The organism is Pseudomonas sp. LBUM1662 (assembly GCF_059695915.1).
The window spans coordinates 3,080,181-3,096,373 of sequence record NZ_CP166793.1; the positions used below are offsets into that span (position 1 = coordinate 3,080,181).

Sequence of the window (16,193 nt, forward strand, 5' to 3'; positions counted from 1 at the left end):
TCCTTTATTACTCACCTGAACGCATGACCACTCGTCGCTACTGTCAGATCTGACAGTAGCCGCCTTCTCCGTTCCGCTATCTGATAGCTCCAGTCCCCTTCCATCGTGCCGGAGCCTCCAGACATGACCACTCCCGAATCAATCGAAGACGGCGTCCTCGCGCTGTCCCCGCCTCACGTGCTGGGCGCTACCCCGTCGGTCGTAGGTGCACATAGCGGTGTTTCGCTGTTGATTTATGACTTGGTCATTGATGGAAAGGGCGCGACGGTCGAGGTGGATCCGCCGTTGTCAGGCACGGTCGAGCCGGGTGATGTCATTTGGCTCTGGCTGTTGGGGGACACTGCGTTCCTGGACAGTGAAATCATTACCGATGTGAACGCCAAAACGCGCCTGCGCATCCCCAAGGGCCGCCTGCATCCTGACCGGATCAACGAGCTGTTTTACACCATCACGCGCAACAGTTCGAACATCGGAACATCCGAGCCCAATCTGACCCTGCTCTACAACAAAATCCGCCCCGGACTGAAAGACCGGTTCCCGGAGATCGACGGCCATTCCGAGCTGGCGCTGCTGTTGCCCGACGCGATCAAGAACGGCGTCGGCCCTGACTTTGTCAGCGCTCAAGTGTGCGTGTCCTACCCTTATTGCCGGGCCTACGACACGATCACCTTGAAGTGCAACGGCGAAATCATGACGTACAAGGTCGGCGCTGATGAAGCGCCTCAGCCGCCAAACCCGGGCTCGGCGGAGCCGATCACCGTGTGCTTTACCGTGATTCGCGACTACCTGGAACGCGCGGCAAGGCCGGATGGCAAGCTCGATTTTTCCTGCACCGCCACCGACCAGATCGGCAACACCCCGGACACGGATGCGGTGTGGTCGGCGACGCAAAGGGTGGACGAGGACCTGGCTGGCACGCGCCTGCCGGCGGCGATCCTGCTCGAAAGAATGGAAGACTTTCCGGGGGATGATTCCACCCGGATCGAGCTGGACAAGTTGGACGGTGGTCCGCTGTTGGTGATCGTCGTCACCGCTGACAACCGTTTCCTGGCGGGGGACATCATCGAAGCGACCTACACCGCGAAAATACCAGGGCAACCGGAGGACCTTGTGGTACCGCTGAACGGCGTGATCGAGACCGATCCATTCGGGCAGAAGAAGCCTTGCATACTTCAGGTGCCCAACGACAAGGTGATCGCCGAGAGTGCGGTGACGGTGGTCTATACGCTGAAACGAGGCGATACGGTGATCGCCAGTTCTGCGACCGCCAAGGCACAGGTGATTGGTGAAAGGACGATTACCCTGACTCCGCCAGTCGCTGCCGCCAATCCGGTCGATCCGCTCGCTTACTCACAAGGTGTGGAGGTTGAGGTCGCCTTTGCGGGATCGTTGCCGCAGGATCAGGCGCTACTGGTCGCGGTCAATGCTTTACCGGGTTCATTGCCGTTTTCGATGTTGCCGCTCGATCCGGACCATCGGGCTGTTTTTACCCTGAATGCCGCGTTTTTGGGGCTATGGCACGGCAAGCAACCGGAGTTGCGTTGGGACCTGATTCGGGACGGGGAGGTGATTGCCCAGTCGTTGCCGTTGGTGTTGACGGTAAATCGGATTGCGCATGAGGATCCGCGGCTGTCGATGCCGGTCATTGTCGGCCATACAGGGCAAATTCTGGAAGTTGCCAAGCTGCTGGCGACCGACACGCTGAGCATTAAGCAGTGGCTGTTGCAGACGAAAGACATACCTGTCTGGTTGCGTTTTGACGGGACCCTGGCCAATGGTCAATCGGACTCCCGCATTATCTGGAGCGGGCAAATCCATCGGTTTGAACCGTCGGATCTGGTGATATCGCTGACAGCGGCGCTGGTCAACTGGTTGAACAGCCTCAAGGATGACAGCGAAGTCACCATTACTTTTGCGGTGAACTTCGACAAGGTGGTCGATGAGGTGGCAGCGGTGAGGTTTTCTGTGCGTCGGTACACCGTCAAGTCTGCGTTGGATCTGAAGCCGCCATCTATCGAAGAAGCACCAAGCAACATACTGAAACCCATTGAGGCTGACAAAAGCCTAACGGTGGTGATCAAGCAATACGTCGGTATGGATCCCGCACACAAGGTTGTCGTGGAATGGAAGGGCGCCGTGGGGGAAGGTTCACTGGTGACCGCGCCGGTTACAGTAGGGCTGGTTGGCGAACTCAAGATCCTGATCGACAACCGAGTGGTAGCGTTTAACCTGGGTAAGTCGGTAACGGTGAGGTACGGGATTATTGAGGGTACTGCTGAACCGAAATGGTCGGAGCCGTTGTCCCTCGACGTGTTGGCGATCCCTGATGAGAGTCCAGATTGGCCGATGCCGACGGTGCCTCAATCGCCCGACCAGAAAGTATTGGATCTGAGTAAGTTTGAAGGGGATGCGGCGGTGAAGTGTATTGCGTGGCCGTTGATCCGGGCTAAGCAGCGGATTTGGTTGCGATGCTACGGCACCAAGGCTGATAGCTCGCCTTATACCATCGAGTTGGCCAAGGGGATCGAGATCTCTGAGGACGAGGCCAATGTTGGTTTGAACAAGGTGCTGCTGCGCAGTGAGTTGAGGCTATTGAAACACGACAGCGAACTGCGAGTGGAGTTGAAGGTGGCTTTCGATGGTGCCACCAACGAAGAAATGGCAGTAAAGCTCGAAGAGTTGGTGTTGCTTAAAAAGAGAGTCCCTGGATTTGAAGGCTGGGAAAATACAGCTACAAATTTCCAGATTCCTATTAATGTAAAAACTGAATTCCCAAGCGGGTTAATAGTTGCTATCCAGAATGCCTATGAAGCATATATTTCGCTTGCTGGAGGAGCCATTCCTGGGAATGGTAAACATGTTTTGATAACCGGCACACCAGCCAATGGATCAGGCGGAGTAGCGAGGTTTGAGTTTCCAGATCTAGCTGAACGTGTGAGCTTTTTATTTGGTGGATCCTCATCAACATCTAATCGAGTAAACTTTTTTAACAATAGTGGTGCCGTCATCGATGAGTACCAGCTTTACGGTCCCCCTGGACTTGAGAAAGTGAGTCTTAAACCAATTGGTATAGGGCGGTGTGCCTACTTTGAAGTCTACGTATACGATAATGATCAGGGAATTATCATTGACGACATCGAATGGAGTTGATTTTTTTGTAATGTTATTAGGTTTGTCTATCTTGGCGATCTGTCTTGTCCTGAAATAGGTTTACACCTTTTTCCTACTAACGCCCGATAGAGGAAAAGGGGACGAATTTATTTATCCGTTTGATGTTCGCGCGCAACACTGAGTGGGCATTAAACAGCAATGTTTAACTGACATCTCCAGACACTCTCTCAGGCTACACATCCTTGCGCCGTTGCCTACGACTGCGCCAGAATCCGCCGGCTTGTGCGCCTTGGGCCTGGGTCTTATCGTTTCCCCCGTCGCTGAAGAACAGCGATCGGGTTTGGTAGCCCGGGTTTCTAGTCGCAAAGCACTGCCTTTTGCCGAGATTTTTTGTCTCGTTTTTATGGTGGTCATGCGCAGGGCATCTTCGGGTGCGCCGTTTTCCTAGAGCCCGGTCTACCAACCTGCGTATGGCCACCACCCCTCGTTTGGTAGCGAGAGTGATGGCTCCTTTTAAGCGCTTTAGGAGTTTCATCCATGTTCAAACCAACGCCAAACCCACCCGAAACGGACGACGTTTCCCCCTACGAATCCACCGATTCCAAAAAGCTCAACGACGCCGCCGAGCGAGCCCTCGACTTCCATTTCCCATCAAACGCCGACATCAAAGCCACCCCGCGAACCCGCAGCACCCTGTTTTCCGTGGACCCTGAGGCCACGACCGAAACCCTGGCGGTTTATCTGGTCGAGACGCTGGCTTCGGTCGATGTGATGGTCCATCAGTTGGTGGATCATCTGGACGGTGAATCGCGTTATGCGCTTTTGGGTATCTCCAACAGCATCATGGTGGCGGAGATCGCGGCGAACCGGGTGTTGGATAACGTCAGCCCGTAGAGCTAAAGCAGAAGAGGGCACTTACCTGTGGCGAGGGGGGCACAAAAGTGTGTCTGACCCGATAAAGCAGCAGTAATAGCGAAAATCAAAAGATCGCAGCCTCGTTTCACTCGACAGCTCCTACAGGAAAATGCGAAACCCTTGTAGGAGCTGTCGAGTGAAACGAGGCTGCGATCTTTTGATCTTAAGTCGTTAAACCCGCAACGTCCGCGTCATGCGCAACGCCAGCAAACTCCCGCACACAATCACACCCGCCAGCAGATACAACGCCGCATCCGTCGAACCGGTGCTGTCCTTGACCCAACCCACCAGGTACGGACTCAGGAACCCAGCCATCTGCCCCATGGAGTTGATCAACGCCAGACCACCGGCCGCCGCACCCGCGCTCAGCAGCGCCGTCGGCACCGGCCAGAACATCGGCAGGCCGGTGAGGGCGCCCATGGTGGCGATGGTCAGGCCGAGGATTGCGATGGCTGGCGTCGTGGCGAAGTTCACGGCGATCAGCAGGCCCGCTGCGCCCATCAACATCGGCACCACCAAGTGCCAGCGACGTTCTTTGCGCAGGTCCGCCGAGCGACCGACCATCAACATGAACACCGCCGCCAGCAGGTAGGGAATTGCACTCAGCCAACCAATCACCAGGTTGTCGCTGAAACCCAGGTTCTTGATGATCGATGGCAGCCAGAAGTTGATGGCGTAGACGCCGCTCTGAATGCAGAAGTAGATCAAACCGAACGCCCAGATCGCCGGGTTCTTGAACACCGCCAGCAGCGAATCGGTAGTGGTTTTCGGTTTGTTGGCCAGGTCTTCAGCGTGGTCAGCTTCGAGTACCGAACGCTCGAACGGCGTGAGCCATTTGGCATTGGCGTAACTGTCGCTCAGCAGGAAATAGGCGAGGGCGCCGAGGATCACGGTCGGAATGCCTTGCAGCAGGAACATCCACTGCCAGCCCGCTAAACCGCCCTGGCCCGCCGCGAAATGGTTAAGAATCCAGCCGGAAAACGGGCTGCCAAGCAGGCCGGAGACCGGGATCGCCGACATGAACAGCGCCATGATGCGTCCACGGCGGAAGGTCGGGAACCACTGCGAAAGGTAAAGCACCACGCCCGGAAAGAACCCGGCTTCGGCGGCGCCGGTGAACAGGCGCAAGGTGTAGAACTCGGTCGGCGTGGTGACGAACAGCAGGCAGGTCGACAGCGTGCCCCAGACGATCATCATCAGCGCAATCCAGCGCCGTGGGCCGAATTTGGTCAAGGCCAGGTTGCTCGGCACGCCGCACAGCACGTAGCCGATAAAGAAAATCCCGGCCCCGAGGCCGTACACGGTTTCGCTGAACTTCAGTGCGTCAAGCATCTGCAGTTTGGCGAATCCAACATTGACCCGGTCGAGGTAGTTGAACAGGTAGCAGATGAAGATGAAGGGGATCAAACGCAGGGTGATGCGTTTGTAGACGGCATTTTTTTCGTCAACGATGGCCTGGGTAGCGGCGGCGCTCTGTGACATGGCGGGCTCTCTCTTTATTATGATTTTTTGCGATGCGCAGGGTAACGTTGATCGCCCAGAGAGTCTCGGCCACCCTCGGGGTTGCTGTCTTTGTGCCTGAGCACAGGGTTTGCAACCAAGCCCTGTGCGGGTGAACAAGCCCGTCCCATCACGCCTTCAAGGATCCCGATATGTTCGAACTCGATCACGACCTGGCCCAGGACATCGTCGACCGGGCGATGGCCATCCTGCCGTATAACGTCAACGTCATGGACAGTCAGGGCTTGATTCTTGGCAGCGGCGAACCGGAGCGCATCAACACCCGCCATGAAGGCGCGCAATTGGTGCTGGCCAACGGGCGCGTGGTGGAAATCGACGCGCAAACCGCGATTCATCTCAAAGGCGTGCAGCCGGGGATCAATTTGCCTTTGTTGCTCGATCAGCGCCTGATTGGTGTGCTGGGGATTACCGGCGCACCGGAGCAATTGCGCACTTATGCCGAGCTGGTGCGGATGACGGCCGAGATGCTGGTGGGTCAGCGCAATCAGCAGGCCGAGCAGCAATGGCGGCGTCAACGTTGCGATGACCTGCTGGCGTTATTGCTGAGCGAGGCGGGGGATTCGCCGCGTTTGCTGGATGAGGCGCAGCAGTTGGGCCTCAAACCGCAGATGACGCGGGTGCCGTACCTGTTCGAGTTGGGCATGGAGCATGGGCCGGGGCAAACCGTCGATGCGCTGAGTGCATGGCTGACCTCGCGTTACCCGGACAGTTGGTGCGTGAGTTCGGCCAAGTCGTCGCTGCTCTGGTGCCGACCGGCGTCCCAGGCGATCGAGAATGATCGGCTGCTGGAAAAACTCGACGGCCTGGGCTGGAATATTTTGCGCATCGCCGTGGGCGGGCAGGCGGATGGATTGTCCGGGCTGCGTCGTTGTTATCGACGGGTCGGCGACTTGCTGGCGTATGGGCGTGATGTGTTGCCGCGTTCACGGTTGCTGACGCTCAATCGGTACAGGCTGCCGGTGATGCTGTGGCGGCATCGCAATGATGACGCGCTGGATGAATTGCTCAAGCCACTGCGCAAAGTCATCGCCAAGGATGGCAACGGCCAGCTGCTGGCGACCTTGCGCAGTTGGTGTGAACACGACGGGCAGAGCCAGGCGTGTGCGGAGGCGCTGGGGATTCATCGCAATAGTTTGCGTTACCGAATGGAGCGGATTGCCGAGTTGAGTGGGGTTGACCCGCTGAAACTGGACGGCATGCTCGCGCTGTACCTAGGCGTCCAGCTCCTCCCCCAAACCGACACAACTCCCTTGTAGGAGCTATGTAGGAGGTGTAGGAGGTGTAGGAGCTATGTAGGAGCTGTCGAGTGAAACGAGGCTGCGATCTTTTGATCTTGCTTGTAAAAAAACAAAGTCAAAAGATCGCAGCCTCGTTTCACTCGACAGCTCCTACAGAGGTCCGACACAGCTCCTGCAAAGGCCATGTGAATAGTTGTGTTTTGTGGAAATGAACAATAAACGCCACCCCCGCTTGTGCAGCGGACCGGCGTTATTGTTCGGGGCTGCTGGCAGCATGGAACGCATTGGAACTGGAGAATTCGCATGAAAATCGTCATCGCCCCCGATTCGTTCAAGGACAGCCTGAGTGCCCAGGGTGTGGCCGATGCCATTGCCCTCGGCTTGGCGCAAGTCTGGCCCGATGCGCAACTGGTCAAATGCCCGATGGCCGACGGCGGCGAAGGCACGGTCGAGTCGATTCTGGCGGCGTGTGAAGGCGAATTACGCAGGACTCAGGTTCGCGGTCCGCTCGGTGTAACCGTCGATGCAGCGTGGGGCTGGTTGCCGCAAACCCACACCGCGATCATCGAAATGGCCGAGGCCAGCGGCCTGCAATTGGTGCCGCTGAGCAAGCGCGATGCGTGCGTCAGCAGCACCTTTGGTACCGGCGAGCTGATTCGTGCCGCGCTGGATGCCGGGGCGCATCGGGTGATCCTGGCCATTGGCGGCAGCGCCACCAACGACGCCGGCGCCGGGGCGATGCAGGCGCTGGGCGTGAAGTTGCTGGACGCACAAGGGCAAACGCTGGCGCCGGGTGGTCTGGCATTGGCGCACCTGGCGCAAATCGATCTGAGTGAAATCGATCCGCGTCTGGCCAACGTGCGCTTCGACATTGCCGCCGACGTCAACAATCCCCTGTGCGGTCCGCACGGCGCTTCAGCGATTTTCGGGCCGCAGAAAGGCGCATCGCCCGAGCAAGTCCGGCAATTGGACGCTGCCCTCGGGCACTTCGCCGGGCTGTGCGCCGAAGCGTTGGGCAAGGACGTCCAGGACGAACCGGGCAGCGGCGCAGCGGGTGGCTTGGGATTTGCAGCCAAGGCGTTTTTGGGGGCGCAATTCAAGGCGGGCGTGGAAGTCGTCGCCGAGTTGGTCGGGCTGGCAGAAGCGGTGAAGGGCGCTGACTTGGTCATCACCGGCGAAGGCCGTTTTGACGCCCAGACGTTGCGCGGCAAAACCCCGTTCGGCGTGGCGCGCATCGCCCGGGAGCAGGGCGTGCCGGTGATTGTGATTGCGGGGACGTTGGGCGAGGGTTATCAGGAGTTGTATGAACATGGCATTGATGCCGCGTTTGCCTTGGCCAGCGGGCCGATGACACTGGAGCAGGCATGTGCCGAAGCGCCACGTTTGTTGCGTGATCGGGCGAGTGATATTGCCCGGGTTTGGCGGATGGCCGCTCGCACATCCTGAAGTTCACCCCATTCCTGTAGCAGCTGTCGAGCCTGCGTTCGAGCGCGCAGCGGTCGCGCTTTTAGAACCCTGCGACTGCTGCGCAGCCGAACGCAGCCTCGCAGGCTTGACAGCTGCTACGGGGATTGGTGTTTCAGCGTTGAAACACCTGCCCCCCGCAAAATATATTTCTCAAATCCCCGCGAAAAACCTCATCCCCAGCCGATACACCCATTAAGCGCACACAAACCTATTACAACAGTGGCGCCCCGCTGACCTCGCGCGCCTCAACGCCCGCCACTCAGCCATCACCGCATGGACGCTCGCCGCCTCAATCACCCGAGTATCGTCCTATGTCCCTGCGTAATCTGAATATCGCGCCTCGAGCTTTCCTGGGGTTTGCCTTCATAGCCTTGCTCGTCATCGTGCTGGGTGTGTTTGCGGTGAACCGCATGTCGATCATCCGCCAATCCTCGGTCGAGATGGGCAGCACCCAACTGCCCAGCGTCGGCTACCTGGGCAATGTCACCGAAAATATCCTGCGTATGCGCATCCTGTCGTTCCGCATTCTGGTTAACCGCGAGCCGGCCAGCTTGCAAGAAGCTGAAGCCCGGATTGCCGTGCTCACCGACAAGGCGCGCAAGGCCCAGGCCAGCTATGCCGAGTTGCCGGCGCACCCTGAGGAAGCCGCGCTGTACAAAGTATTCAGCGCGACGCTGGACAACTACATGCAAGCGCAGCGCGAAATGATGGACCTTTCGCGCCAGAACAAGGTGGACGAGATGCGCACCTTGATCAACACGCGGATCAAGGACGGCACCGACCAGATGGGCGAACAGCTCAATAAACTGGTGGCGTACAACCAGGAGGGCGCCAAAGCGGCCGGGGTTATCGCGCAAGAAAATTACAACACGGCCGTGACCGGCATTATCGCGGTGTCGGTGGTGGCGTCGCTCATGACCGTGCTGCTGGCCTGGCTGTTGACCCGCAGCATCGTCACGCCGCTGAACCGCGCCGTGCAGGCGGCCGAAACCATTGCCGGCGGCAACCTGACCAAAGCCATCGAGGTCGACGGCAAGGATGAACCGGCGCGTTTGCTTGGGGCCTTGTCCGTCATGCAGGCCAACCTGCGCCAAACCATCGAGCAGATTGCCGGCTCCGCCACGCAACTGGGTGCTGCTGCAGAAGAACTCAGCACCGTGACCCAGGAAGCCTCCCGCGGCCTGCAACAACAGAACAATGAAATCGAACAGGCCGCCACCGCCGTCAACGAAATGACCGCTGCCGTGGAAGAAGTGGCGCGCAATGCCGTGTCGACTTCCGAAGCCTCGAACCAGTCGACCCAGGCCGCTCGCGAAGGCCGTGACCGCGTGGTGGAAACCGTCGACGCGATCCAGACCATGACCCACGACGTGCAAAACACTTCGTTGATGATCGAAGGCCTGGCCGCTCAGGGCCGTGATATCGGCAAAGTGCTGGACGTGATCCGCGCCATCGCCGAGCAAACCAACCTGCTGGCCCTCAACGCGGCGATCGAAGCGGCGCGTGCCGGTGAAGCCGGACGTGGGTTTGCCGTGGTCGCCGACGAAGTCCGGGCGCTGGCCCATCGCACCGCGCAATCGACCCAGGAAATCGAAAAAATGGTTGCCGGCATCCAGAACGGCACGGGTGAAGCAGTCTCATCGATGCAGCAAAGCAATCAGCGCACCCACAGCACGCTGGAGATGGCCCGCGCCGCCGGTGTGGCGCTGGAGCAGATCACCCAGTCGATCCACCTCATCAACGAACGCAACCTGGTGATCGCCAGCGCGTCCGAAGAGCAGGCCCAGGTGTCCCGTGAAGTCGACCGCAACCTGGTGAATATCCGCGACCTCGCCACCCAGTCCGCCGCCGGTGCGAATCAGACTAGCGCCGCGACCCATGAACTGTCGCGCCTGGCGGTGGATTTGAATGCGATGGTGGCGCGTTTCGTGATTTGAGATAGGGTTGAGGCTGGGAGTCCGCGCGCGACAGGAGAAACACATGCGCTATTCAGCCTTGACCCAACGAATCGCCGGCGACGGAGCGGCAGCCTGGCAGATTCATGACCGAGCGCTGGAAATGCGCGAACAAGGAATCGATGTGCTGCTGCTGTCGATCGGCGATCCGGATTTCGACACGCCGCCGCCCATCGTTCAGGCGGCCATCGACAGCTTGCGGGCCGGCGACACGCATTACCCCGAAGTTCGCGGCAGTCGCGGATTGCGCAGCAGCATCGCGCGGCGACACCGCCAGCGCAGTGGTCAGACGGTGGACTCCGATCATGTGATCGTGTTTCCGGGCGCGCAGTGTGCGGTGTATTCGGTCGCGCAATGCCTGCTCGATCCGGGCGATGAGGTGATTGTTGCCGAGCCCATGTATGTGACCTACGAAGGCGTGTTCGGCGCCTGCTCCGCCAACGTGGTGCCGGTGGCGGTGCGGCCCGAGAACGGTTTTCGCGTTGACCCGGCGGATGTCGCGGCGCTCATCACGCCCAAGACCCGCGTTTTGCTACTCAACAGTCCGAACAACCCCTCCGGCGCGAGCCTGTCCTTGAAGACCTGGCAAGCGCTGGCCGCGTTGTGCGTGCGCCATGATCTGTGGCTGATCAGCGACGAGGTCTACAGCGATCTGTTGTTCGAGGGCGAACACATCAGCCCAGCGAGCCTGCCGGGCATGGCCGAACGCACCGCGACGATCAACAGCCTGTCCAAATCCCACGCCATGAGCGGTTGGCGCGTGGGGTGGTCGATCGGCCCGAAAATGCTGGCCGAGCATTTGGTGCACTTGTCGTTGTGCATGTTGTTCGGCATTCCGGATTTTGTGCAGAAAGCCGCGCAAGTGGCGCTGGATGAAGACCTGCCGGAAGTGGCGCTGATGCGTGAGGAATATCGTCAGCGTCGCGATCTGGTGTGTGCGCGGCTGAGTGGTTGCGCGGGGCTTCGACCGATCCGGCCGGATGGCGGGATGTTTGTGATGGTCGATGTGCGCCCGACCGGGTTGTGTGCTCAAGGGTTTGCCGAGTGTTTGCTGGAGGGTTACGGCGTTTCCGTACTCGCCGGGGAAGCGTTCGGGCCGAGTGCGGCGGGGCATATCCGGATCGGATTGGTGGTGGATCAAGTGAAACTGGCGGATGCCTGTCGGCGGATCGCGTTGTGCGCGGCGGACCTGCTGGAAGCGCGGCGGGCCTGACAGTTTTGTGTTGGCATTGCCGGCCTCTTCGCGAGCAAGCCCGCTCCCACAAGGGTTCTGTGAACGCCACAGATCCAGTGTGGAAGCGCGGCGGGCCTGACAGTTTTGTGTTGGCATTGCCGGCCTCTTCGCGAGCAAGCCCGCTCCCACAAGGGTTCTGTGAACGCCACAGATCCAGTGTGGAAGCGCGGCGGGCCTGACAGTTTTGTGTTGGGCATTGCCGGCCTCTTCGCGAGCAAGCCCGCTCCCACAAGGGTTCTGTGAACGCCACAGATCCAGTGTGGAAGCGCGGCGGGCCTGACAGTTTTGTGTTGGCATTGCCGGCCTCTTCGCGAGCAAGCCCGCTCCCACAGGGGATTTGTGAACGCCACAGATCCAATGTGGGAGCGCGGCGGGCCTGACAGTTTTGTGTTGGCATTGCCGGCCTCATCGCGAGCAAGCCCGCTCCCACAAGGGTTCTGTGAACGCCACAGATCCAATGTGGGAGCGGGCTTGCTCGCGAAGACTGACTCATAGACGCTAAATTTCTACGCCCCGGACCACGCCCGAACATTCACCAGATTCTTCGGCCGCTCACCCGCCAACGCCATCAGCAGATTATCCACCGCACACCCAGCCATTGCCTCCCGCGTCTCATGCGTCGCCGACCCCATGTGCGGCGTCGCCACCACGTTGTTCAGCGTCAACAATGGCGACTCAACATCCAGCGGTTCCCGCTCAAACACATCCAGCCCCGCCGCGCGAATCTGCCCGGTGCGCAACGCCTCGATCAACGCGGTCTCATCCACAACCTTGCCTCGGGAAATGTTGATGAAAATACTCTCCGGCCGCATCGAGGCGAATTCCTCAGCGCCAATCAACCCTTCGGTTTCAGCCGTCAGCGGCAAGGTCAGGCAAATGAAATCGGCTTGCTGCAACAGCTCCGTCAGGCTGCGGTACTGAGCATCAAAGCGTTGTTCAACCGCCGGTTTCGGCGAATGACTGTTGTAGATCACCGGCATGCCAAAACCGAAATGCCCACGCTGCGCCAACGCCTCGCCGATGCGGCCCATGCCGATGATGCCCAGCGTCTTGCCATGCACATCGGTGCCGAAATGTACCGGGCCGATGTTGCGGGTCCACTGCCCGGCGCGGACCATGTTGGCCAATTCCACCACCCGCCGCGCCGTCGCCAGAATCAGCGCGAAACCCGTGTCAGCGGTGGTTTCGGTCAGCACGTCCGGCGTGTTGCTGAGCAAGATGCGCCGCTCGGTCAGGTAGTCGATGTCGTAGTTGTCGACACCGACGGAGACACTGGCGATGGCTTCAAGATTGGGCGCCAGATCAAGCAGTTCGGCGTCCAGTTTCAGACTCGCCCCGAGCAGTCCGTGAGCGCGGGGCAGGGCGGCGCGCAGTTGTTCGATGCCCTCCGGCTTGAGATTGTCGATCAGTGTCACCTCGGTGTGTTCATGCAGGCGAGCCATCACCAGCGGCGAGAGTTTCTTGTACAGCACGACCTGCTTTTTCATCGTCATCATCTCAACTTCAATTCAAGGGTGAGCGGTCACGGGCCGCTGCTCAGCGGCCTTGACCACGACCCGGTCACTGGCGCCGGGCTTGAGGAAAATCGTCAGCACCACCGAGAGCATCAACGCGCCGCTCATCAACAGATAAGAAGCGCCGGGCGACCCGGTGGAGCTGTTCAGGTAACCAACCAGATAGGAACCGCCAAAAGAACCCAGCGCGCCCATGCTGTTGATCAACGCCATCGCGCCGCCAGCGACGTTGGCGGGAAGAATCTCCGGAACTATCGCGAAAAACGGCCCGTAAGGCGCATACATGCAGGCACCGGCAATCACCAACAGCGTGTAGGACCACCAGAAATGTTCGGCGCCCAAGGCGTAGGAGCCGTAGAACGCAATCGAGGCAATCAACAGCGGCGGCCAGACGAAACGTTTGCGCTTCTGCAATTTGTCCGAACCCCAGGACACCAGCAGCATGCCGATCACTGCGGCCAGGTACGGCAGCGCCGAGAGCCAGCCGGCCTCGATCATGTCCATCTGCGCGCCGGCCTTGAGGATCGACGGCAGCCACAACACGAAACCGTAGACACCAATGCTCCAGCAGAAAAACTGCAGCGCGAGGATGATCACTTTCGGCGAGCGGAAGGCTTCGGCGTAGTTCTTCACCGCTTTGATGCCAACCTGTTCGGCGGCGAGGGCGCTTTCCAGGTCGTGCTTCTCCTGGTCAGTCAGCCACTTGGCCTGGGCCGGACGGTCATCGGCCAGGCGCCACCAGATAAACGCCCAGAGCACCGCGGGCAGCCCTTCGATGATGAACATCCAGCGCCAGCTGTAATGCTGCACCAGATAACCCGACACTACCGACATCCAGAGCATGGTTACCGGGTTGCCGAGGATCAGAAAGGTGTTGGCCCGCGAGCGTTCGGCGCGGGTGAACCAGTGGCACAGGTAGACCAGCATCGCTGGCATCACTGCGGCTTCGACCACGCCGAGCATGAAGCGAATCACGATCAGCCAATAGGCGTTGGACACGATCCCGGTCAACGTCGCGAGCCCGCCCCAGAGGATCAGGCTGACAAAAATCAGCTTCTTCACGCTGTGCTTCTGCGCATAGATCGCGCCCGGCACCTGGAAGAAAAAGTAGCCAAGGAAGAACAGCGCGCCGAGCATCGACGACAGGCCCGGAGTAATCATCAGGTCGGCGGCCATGCCCGAGGCGGCGGCGAACCCGTAATTGGCGCGGTCCAGATACGCCAGGCTGTAGGTGATGAAAACGATGGGCATGATGTACCACCAGCGGCGGGTGGCGAGTGAGGCGGTTTTCATGGTGGTGCTCCTGAGCTTGTTGTTTTTGTCGCAGCAGGTAACGGGTTACAAATCTTCAGTGACTGTGGTGGCCTCTTCGCGGGCAAGCCTCGCTCCTACAAGAGCGCCGCAGTTCTGTAGGAGCGAGGCTTGCCCGCGAACAGCACCCTCACATTCAACAGACATTTCTGATCGGGTCGGCAACCCCTCCATATCCCCCCGACTCTGCACCGCCCGGCTGCCAATCCAATTGGCCCGCTGCACGGCCTCGGCAAAGCTGTGGTTTTCCAGCAAGGCGCTGATCATCCCGACGGCGAAGCCATCACCAGCGCCGACGGTATCGACCACCGTTGCCACCGGCACGCCCGCGACAAACCCCTGATCCAGGTGCGTGCGGTAATACGCGCCATGCGGGCCGAGTTTGATCGCCACTGCTTCTGCACCCTGATCAAGGTAAAACGCCGCAATGTCTTCCGGGTCTTCGAACCCGGTCAGCAAACGGCCTTCACTCAACCCTGGCAACACCCAGTGAGCGAGGGCGGCAAGGCGGTTGATCTCGGTAATCATCAATTGTTCGCTGGCCCACAGGCTCGGGCGCAGGTTCGGGTCGAAGGACACACTGCGCCCGGCAGTGCGCATACGGGTCATCAATTCGAAGGACATTTCCCGGGTCGACGCAGACAGCGCTGGTGGAATGCCGGTGGCGTGCAGGTGTCGCGCCTGGAGCAGTGACGGCGAGATCGACTGCACCGACAGGTGACTGGCTGCCGAACCACGACGGAAATACTCGACCACCGGATCGCTGCCATCGTCGGCTTGAGACTTGAGCTGAAAACCGGTCGGGTGCGCCGGGTCGATGGCCACATGACTGCAATCGAGGCCTTCGTTTTCCAGCGTGTGGATCACGAAGCGACCGAGCGAATCAGCGCCGACCCGGCTCAACCAGGCCACGTTGAAACCCAGCCGCGAAAGCCCGATCGCCACGTTGCTGTCCGCCCCGGCAATGCGTTTGTGGAATTGGCCGACGGCCGCCAGATCACCGTTCTGCTCGGCGACGAACATCGCCATGGTTTCGCCGAACGAGAGGATATCGAACTCAGGCATGAGCACTCTCCAGGCGGGATTGGCCGAGGTGGGCGAGGGTGGCGACGTGGTCGGTGGTCAGTTGCACCAGGTCATCGCCTTGCAGCGGATATTCCGCCGCCCGCATCACGCCTTGGGCCATGTGCCGCAACAGTTGTTCCCACAGATGCACGTCACTGGCCGCGGGCGGGGTGGCGACCAGTTTGCCGTCGGCCCGCCGCTCCACGGCTTTGCAATGGACGTAGCCGACATGCCGGCCGAGCAACCGCGCAGCGCTGGCGGCGGACTGGTCTTGCCATTGCCAGTTGCCGATGTCGAAAGTCATCTTGATCGGCAGGCTGTGTTGCTCGACCTCGCCGAAGAAGCGTTGGAGCGGTTCGATACGACCGCCGTGCAGGGTCTGGTCGTTTTCCACGAGCAGTTGCACCGGGCTTTGCGCCAGAACACGGCTCAAGGCTTGGAGGTCGTTGTTGTCGGTGAAATAGCCGAGGGAGACTTTCAGCCATTTGGCGCCGAAGGTCTGGGCACGTTCGAGGGTGGGGAGCAGTTCAGGATTTGGTTTCGATTGACCGGCGAGCCACAATTCCATCGGCGAGGAATAGATGCTTTCCAGGCCTTGTGACAGGGTGTCGGCGGCCAGTTGCAGCGGGTTTTCATCGGTCAGCAACTCTTCGCGCCATTCAATGCGCGAGGCGCCGGCAGCGGCCAACACTTCGATAAAACTGCCTTGGCCGCGCTGGCGGACCAGGTCGGCACCGTAGCTCGACAGGCTGATGGAAACGGGTGGTTTATTCATTGTTTTGCACCTCTGAAACCGGTTTCATTTTTGTTCAAAAAAAGGGCTGCTTAGGTAATGTGGTGTTCTTCAGGGCCTCTTCGCGGG

At 59.7% G+C, this 16,193-nt stretch carries 11 protein-coding genes; 6 read left to right on the top strand and 5 right to left on the bottom strand.

What is annotated here, in order from left to right:
• The first annotated feature begins 123 nt into the window (after positions 1 to 123).
• A complete protein-coding gene (locus ACA049_RS13990) occupies positions 124 to 3,150 on the top strand; it encodes a hypothetical protein (RefSeq protein ID WP_497336315.1) in 3,027 nt (1,008 codons plus the stop codon).
• Between the two features lie 498 nt (positions 3,151 to 3,648).
• Positions 3,649 to 4,005, top strand: coding sequence for a DUF6124 family protein (locus ACA049_RS13995; protein ID WP_497336317.1), 357 nt, complete (start codon positions 3,649 to 3,651; stop codon positions 4,003 to 4,005).
• 192 nt (positions 4,006 to 4,197) lie between these two features.
• Here ACA049_RS13995 and ACA049_RS14000 read toward each other — a convergent pair whose 3' ends face one another.
• On the bottom strand, positions 4,198 to 5,508 hold the full coding sequence (locus tag ACA049_RS14000) for an MFS transporter (protein ID WP_497336318.1): 1,311 nt from the start codon (positions 5,506 to 5,508) through the stop codon (positions 4,198 to 4,200).
• Positions 5,509 to 5,678: 170 nt separating this feature from the next.
• Between ACA049_RS14000 and ACA049_RS14005 the strand changes: the two genes are divergently transcribed.
• From ACA049_RS14005 to ACA049_RS14020, 4 genes are all read left to right on the top strand, one after another.
• Positions 5,679 to 6,803: a sugar diacid recognition domain-containing protein gene (locus tag ACA049_RS14005; protein ID WP_497336319.1), complete on the top strand. Its 1,125-nt coding sequence runs from the start codon at positions 5,679 to 5,681 to the stop codon at positions 6,801 to 6,803.
• 285 nt (positions 6,804 to 7,088) lie between these two features.
• Positions 7,089 to 8,231, top strand: coding sequence for a glycerate kinase (locus ACA049_RS14010; RefSeq protein ID WP_497336320.1), 1,143 nt, complete (start codon positions 7,089 to 7,091; stop codon positions 8,229 to 8,231).
• Between the two features lie 332 nt (positions 8,232 to 8,563).
• The gene (locus ACA049_RS14015; protein WP_497336322.1) at positions 8,564 to 10,189 is read left to right on the top strand and encodes a methyl-accepting chemotaxis protein; all 1,626 of its coding nucleotides are present in this window, start codon (positions 8,564 to 8,566) and stop codon (positions 10,187 to 10,189) included.
• A 43-nt stretch (positions 10,190 to 10,232) separates the two neighbouring features.
• Positions 10,233 to 11,420 carry a pyridoxal phosphate-dependent aminotransferase gene (locus tag ACA049_RS14020; RefSeq protein ID WP_497336324.1) on the top strand — a complete coding sequence of 396 codons (1,188 nt, stop codon included), beginning with the start codon at positions 10,233 to 10,235 and terminating at the stop codon, positions 11,418 to 11,420.
• A 527-nt stretch (positions 11,421 to 11,947) separates the two neighbouring features.
• Here the strand turns inward: ACA049_RS14020 and ACA049_RS14025 are convergent.
• From ACA049_RS14025 to ACA049_RS14040, 4 genes are read right to left on the bottom strand one after another with little or no spacing between them, the layout of a single operon-like run.
• Positions 11,948 to 12,928, bottom strand: a complete 981-nt coding sequence (locus ACA049_RS14025; protein WP_497336326.1) for an NAD(P)-dependent oxidoreductase — start codon at positions 12,926 to 12,928, stop codon at positions 11,948 to 11,950.
• A 21-nt stretch (positions 12,929 to 12,949) separates the two neighbouring features.
• Positions 12,950 to 14,248 carry an MFS transporter gene (locus tag ACA049_RS14030; protein ID WP_497336328.1) on the bottom strand — a complete coding sequence of 433 codons (1,299 nt, stop codon included), beginning with the start codon at positions 14,246 to 14,248 and terminating at the stop codon, positions 12,950 to 12,952.
• A gap of 45 nt (positions 14,249 to 14,293) precedes the next feature.
• A complete protein-coding gene (locus ACA049_RS14035; protein WP_497336330.1) occupies positions 14,294 to 15,331 on the bottom strand; it encodes a sugar kinase in 1,038 nt (345 codons plus the stop codon).
• Positions 15,324 to 16,106 carry a sugar phosphate isomerase/epimerase family protein gene (locus tag ACA049_RS14040; RefSeq protein ID WP_497336332.1) on the bottom strand — a complete coding sequence of 261 codons (783 nt, stop codon included), beginning with the start codon at positions 16,104 to 16,106 and terminating at the stop codon, positions 15,324 to 15,326. Before ACA049_RS14040 ends, ACA049_RS14035 begins: the two co-directional genes overlap by 8 nt.
• Positions 16,107 to 16,193 lie beyond the last annotated feature (87 nt).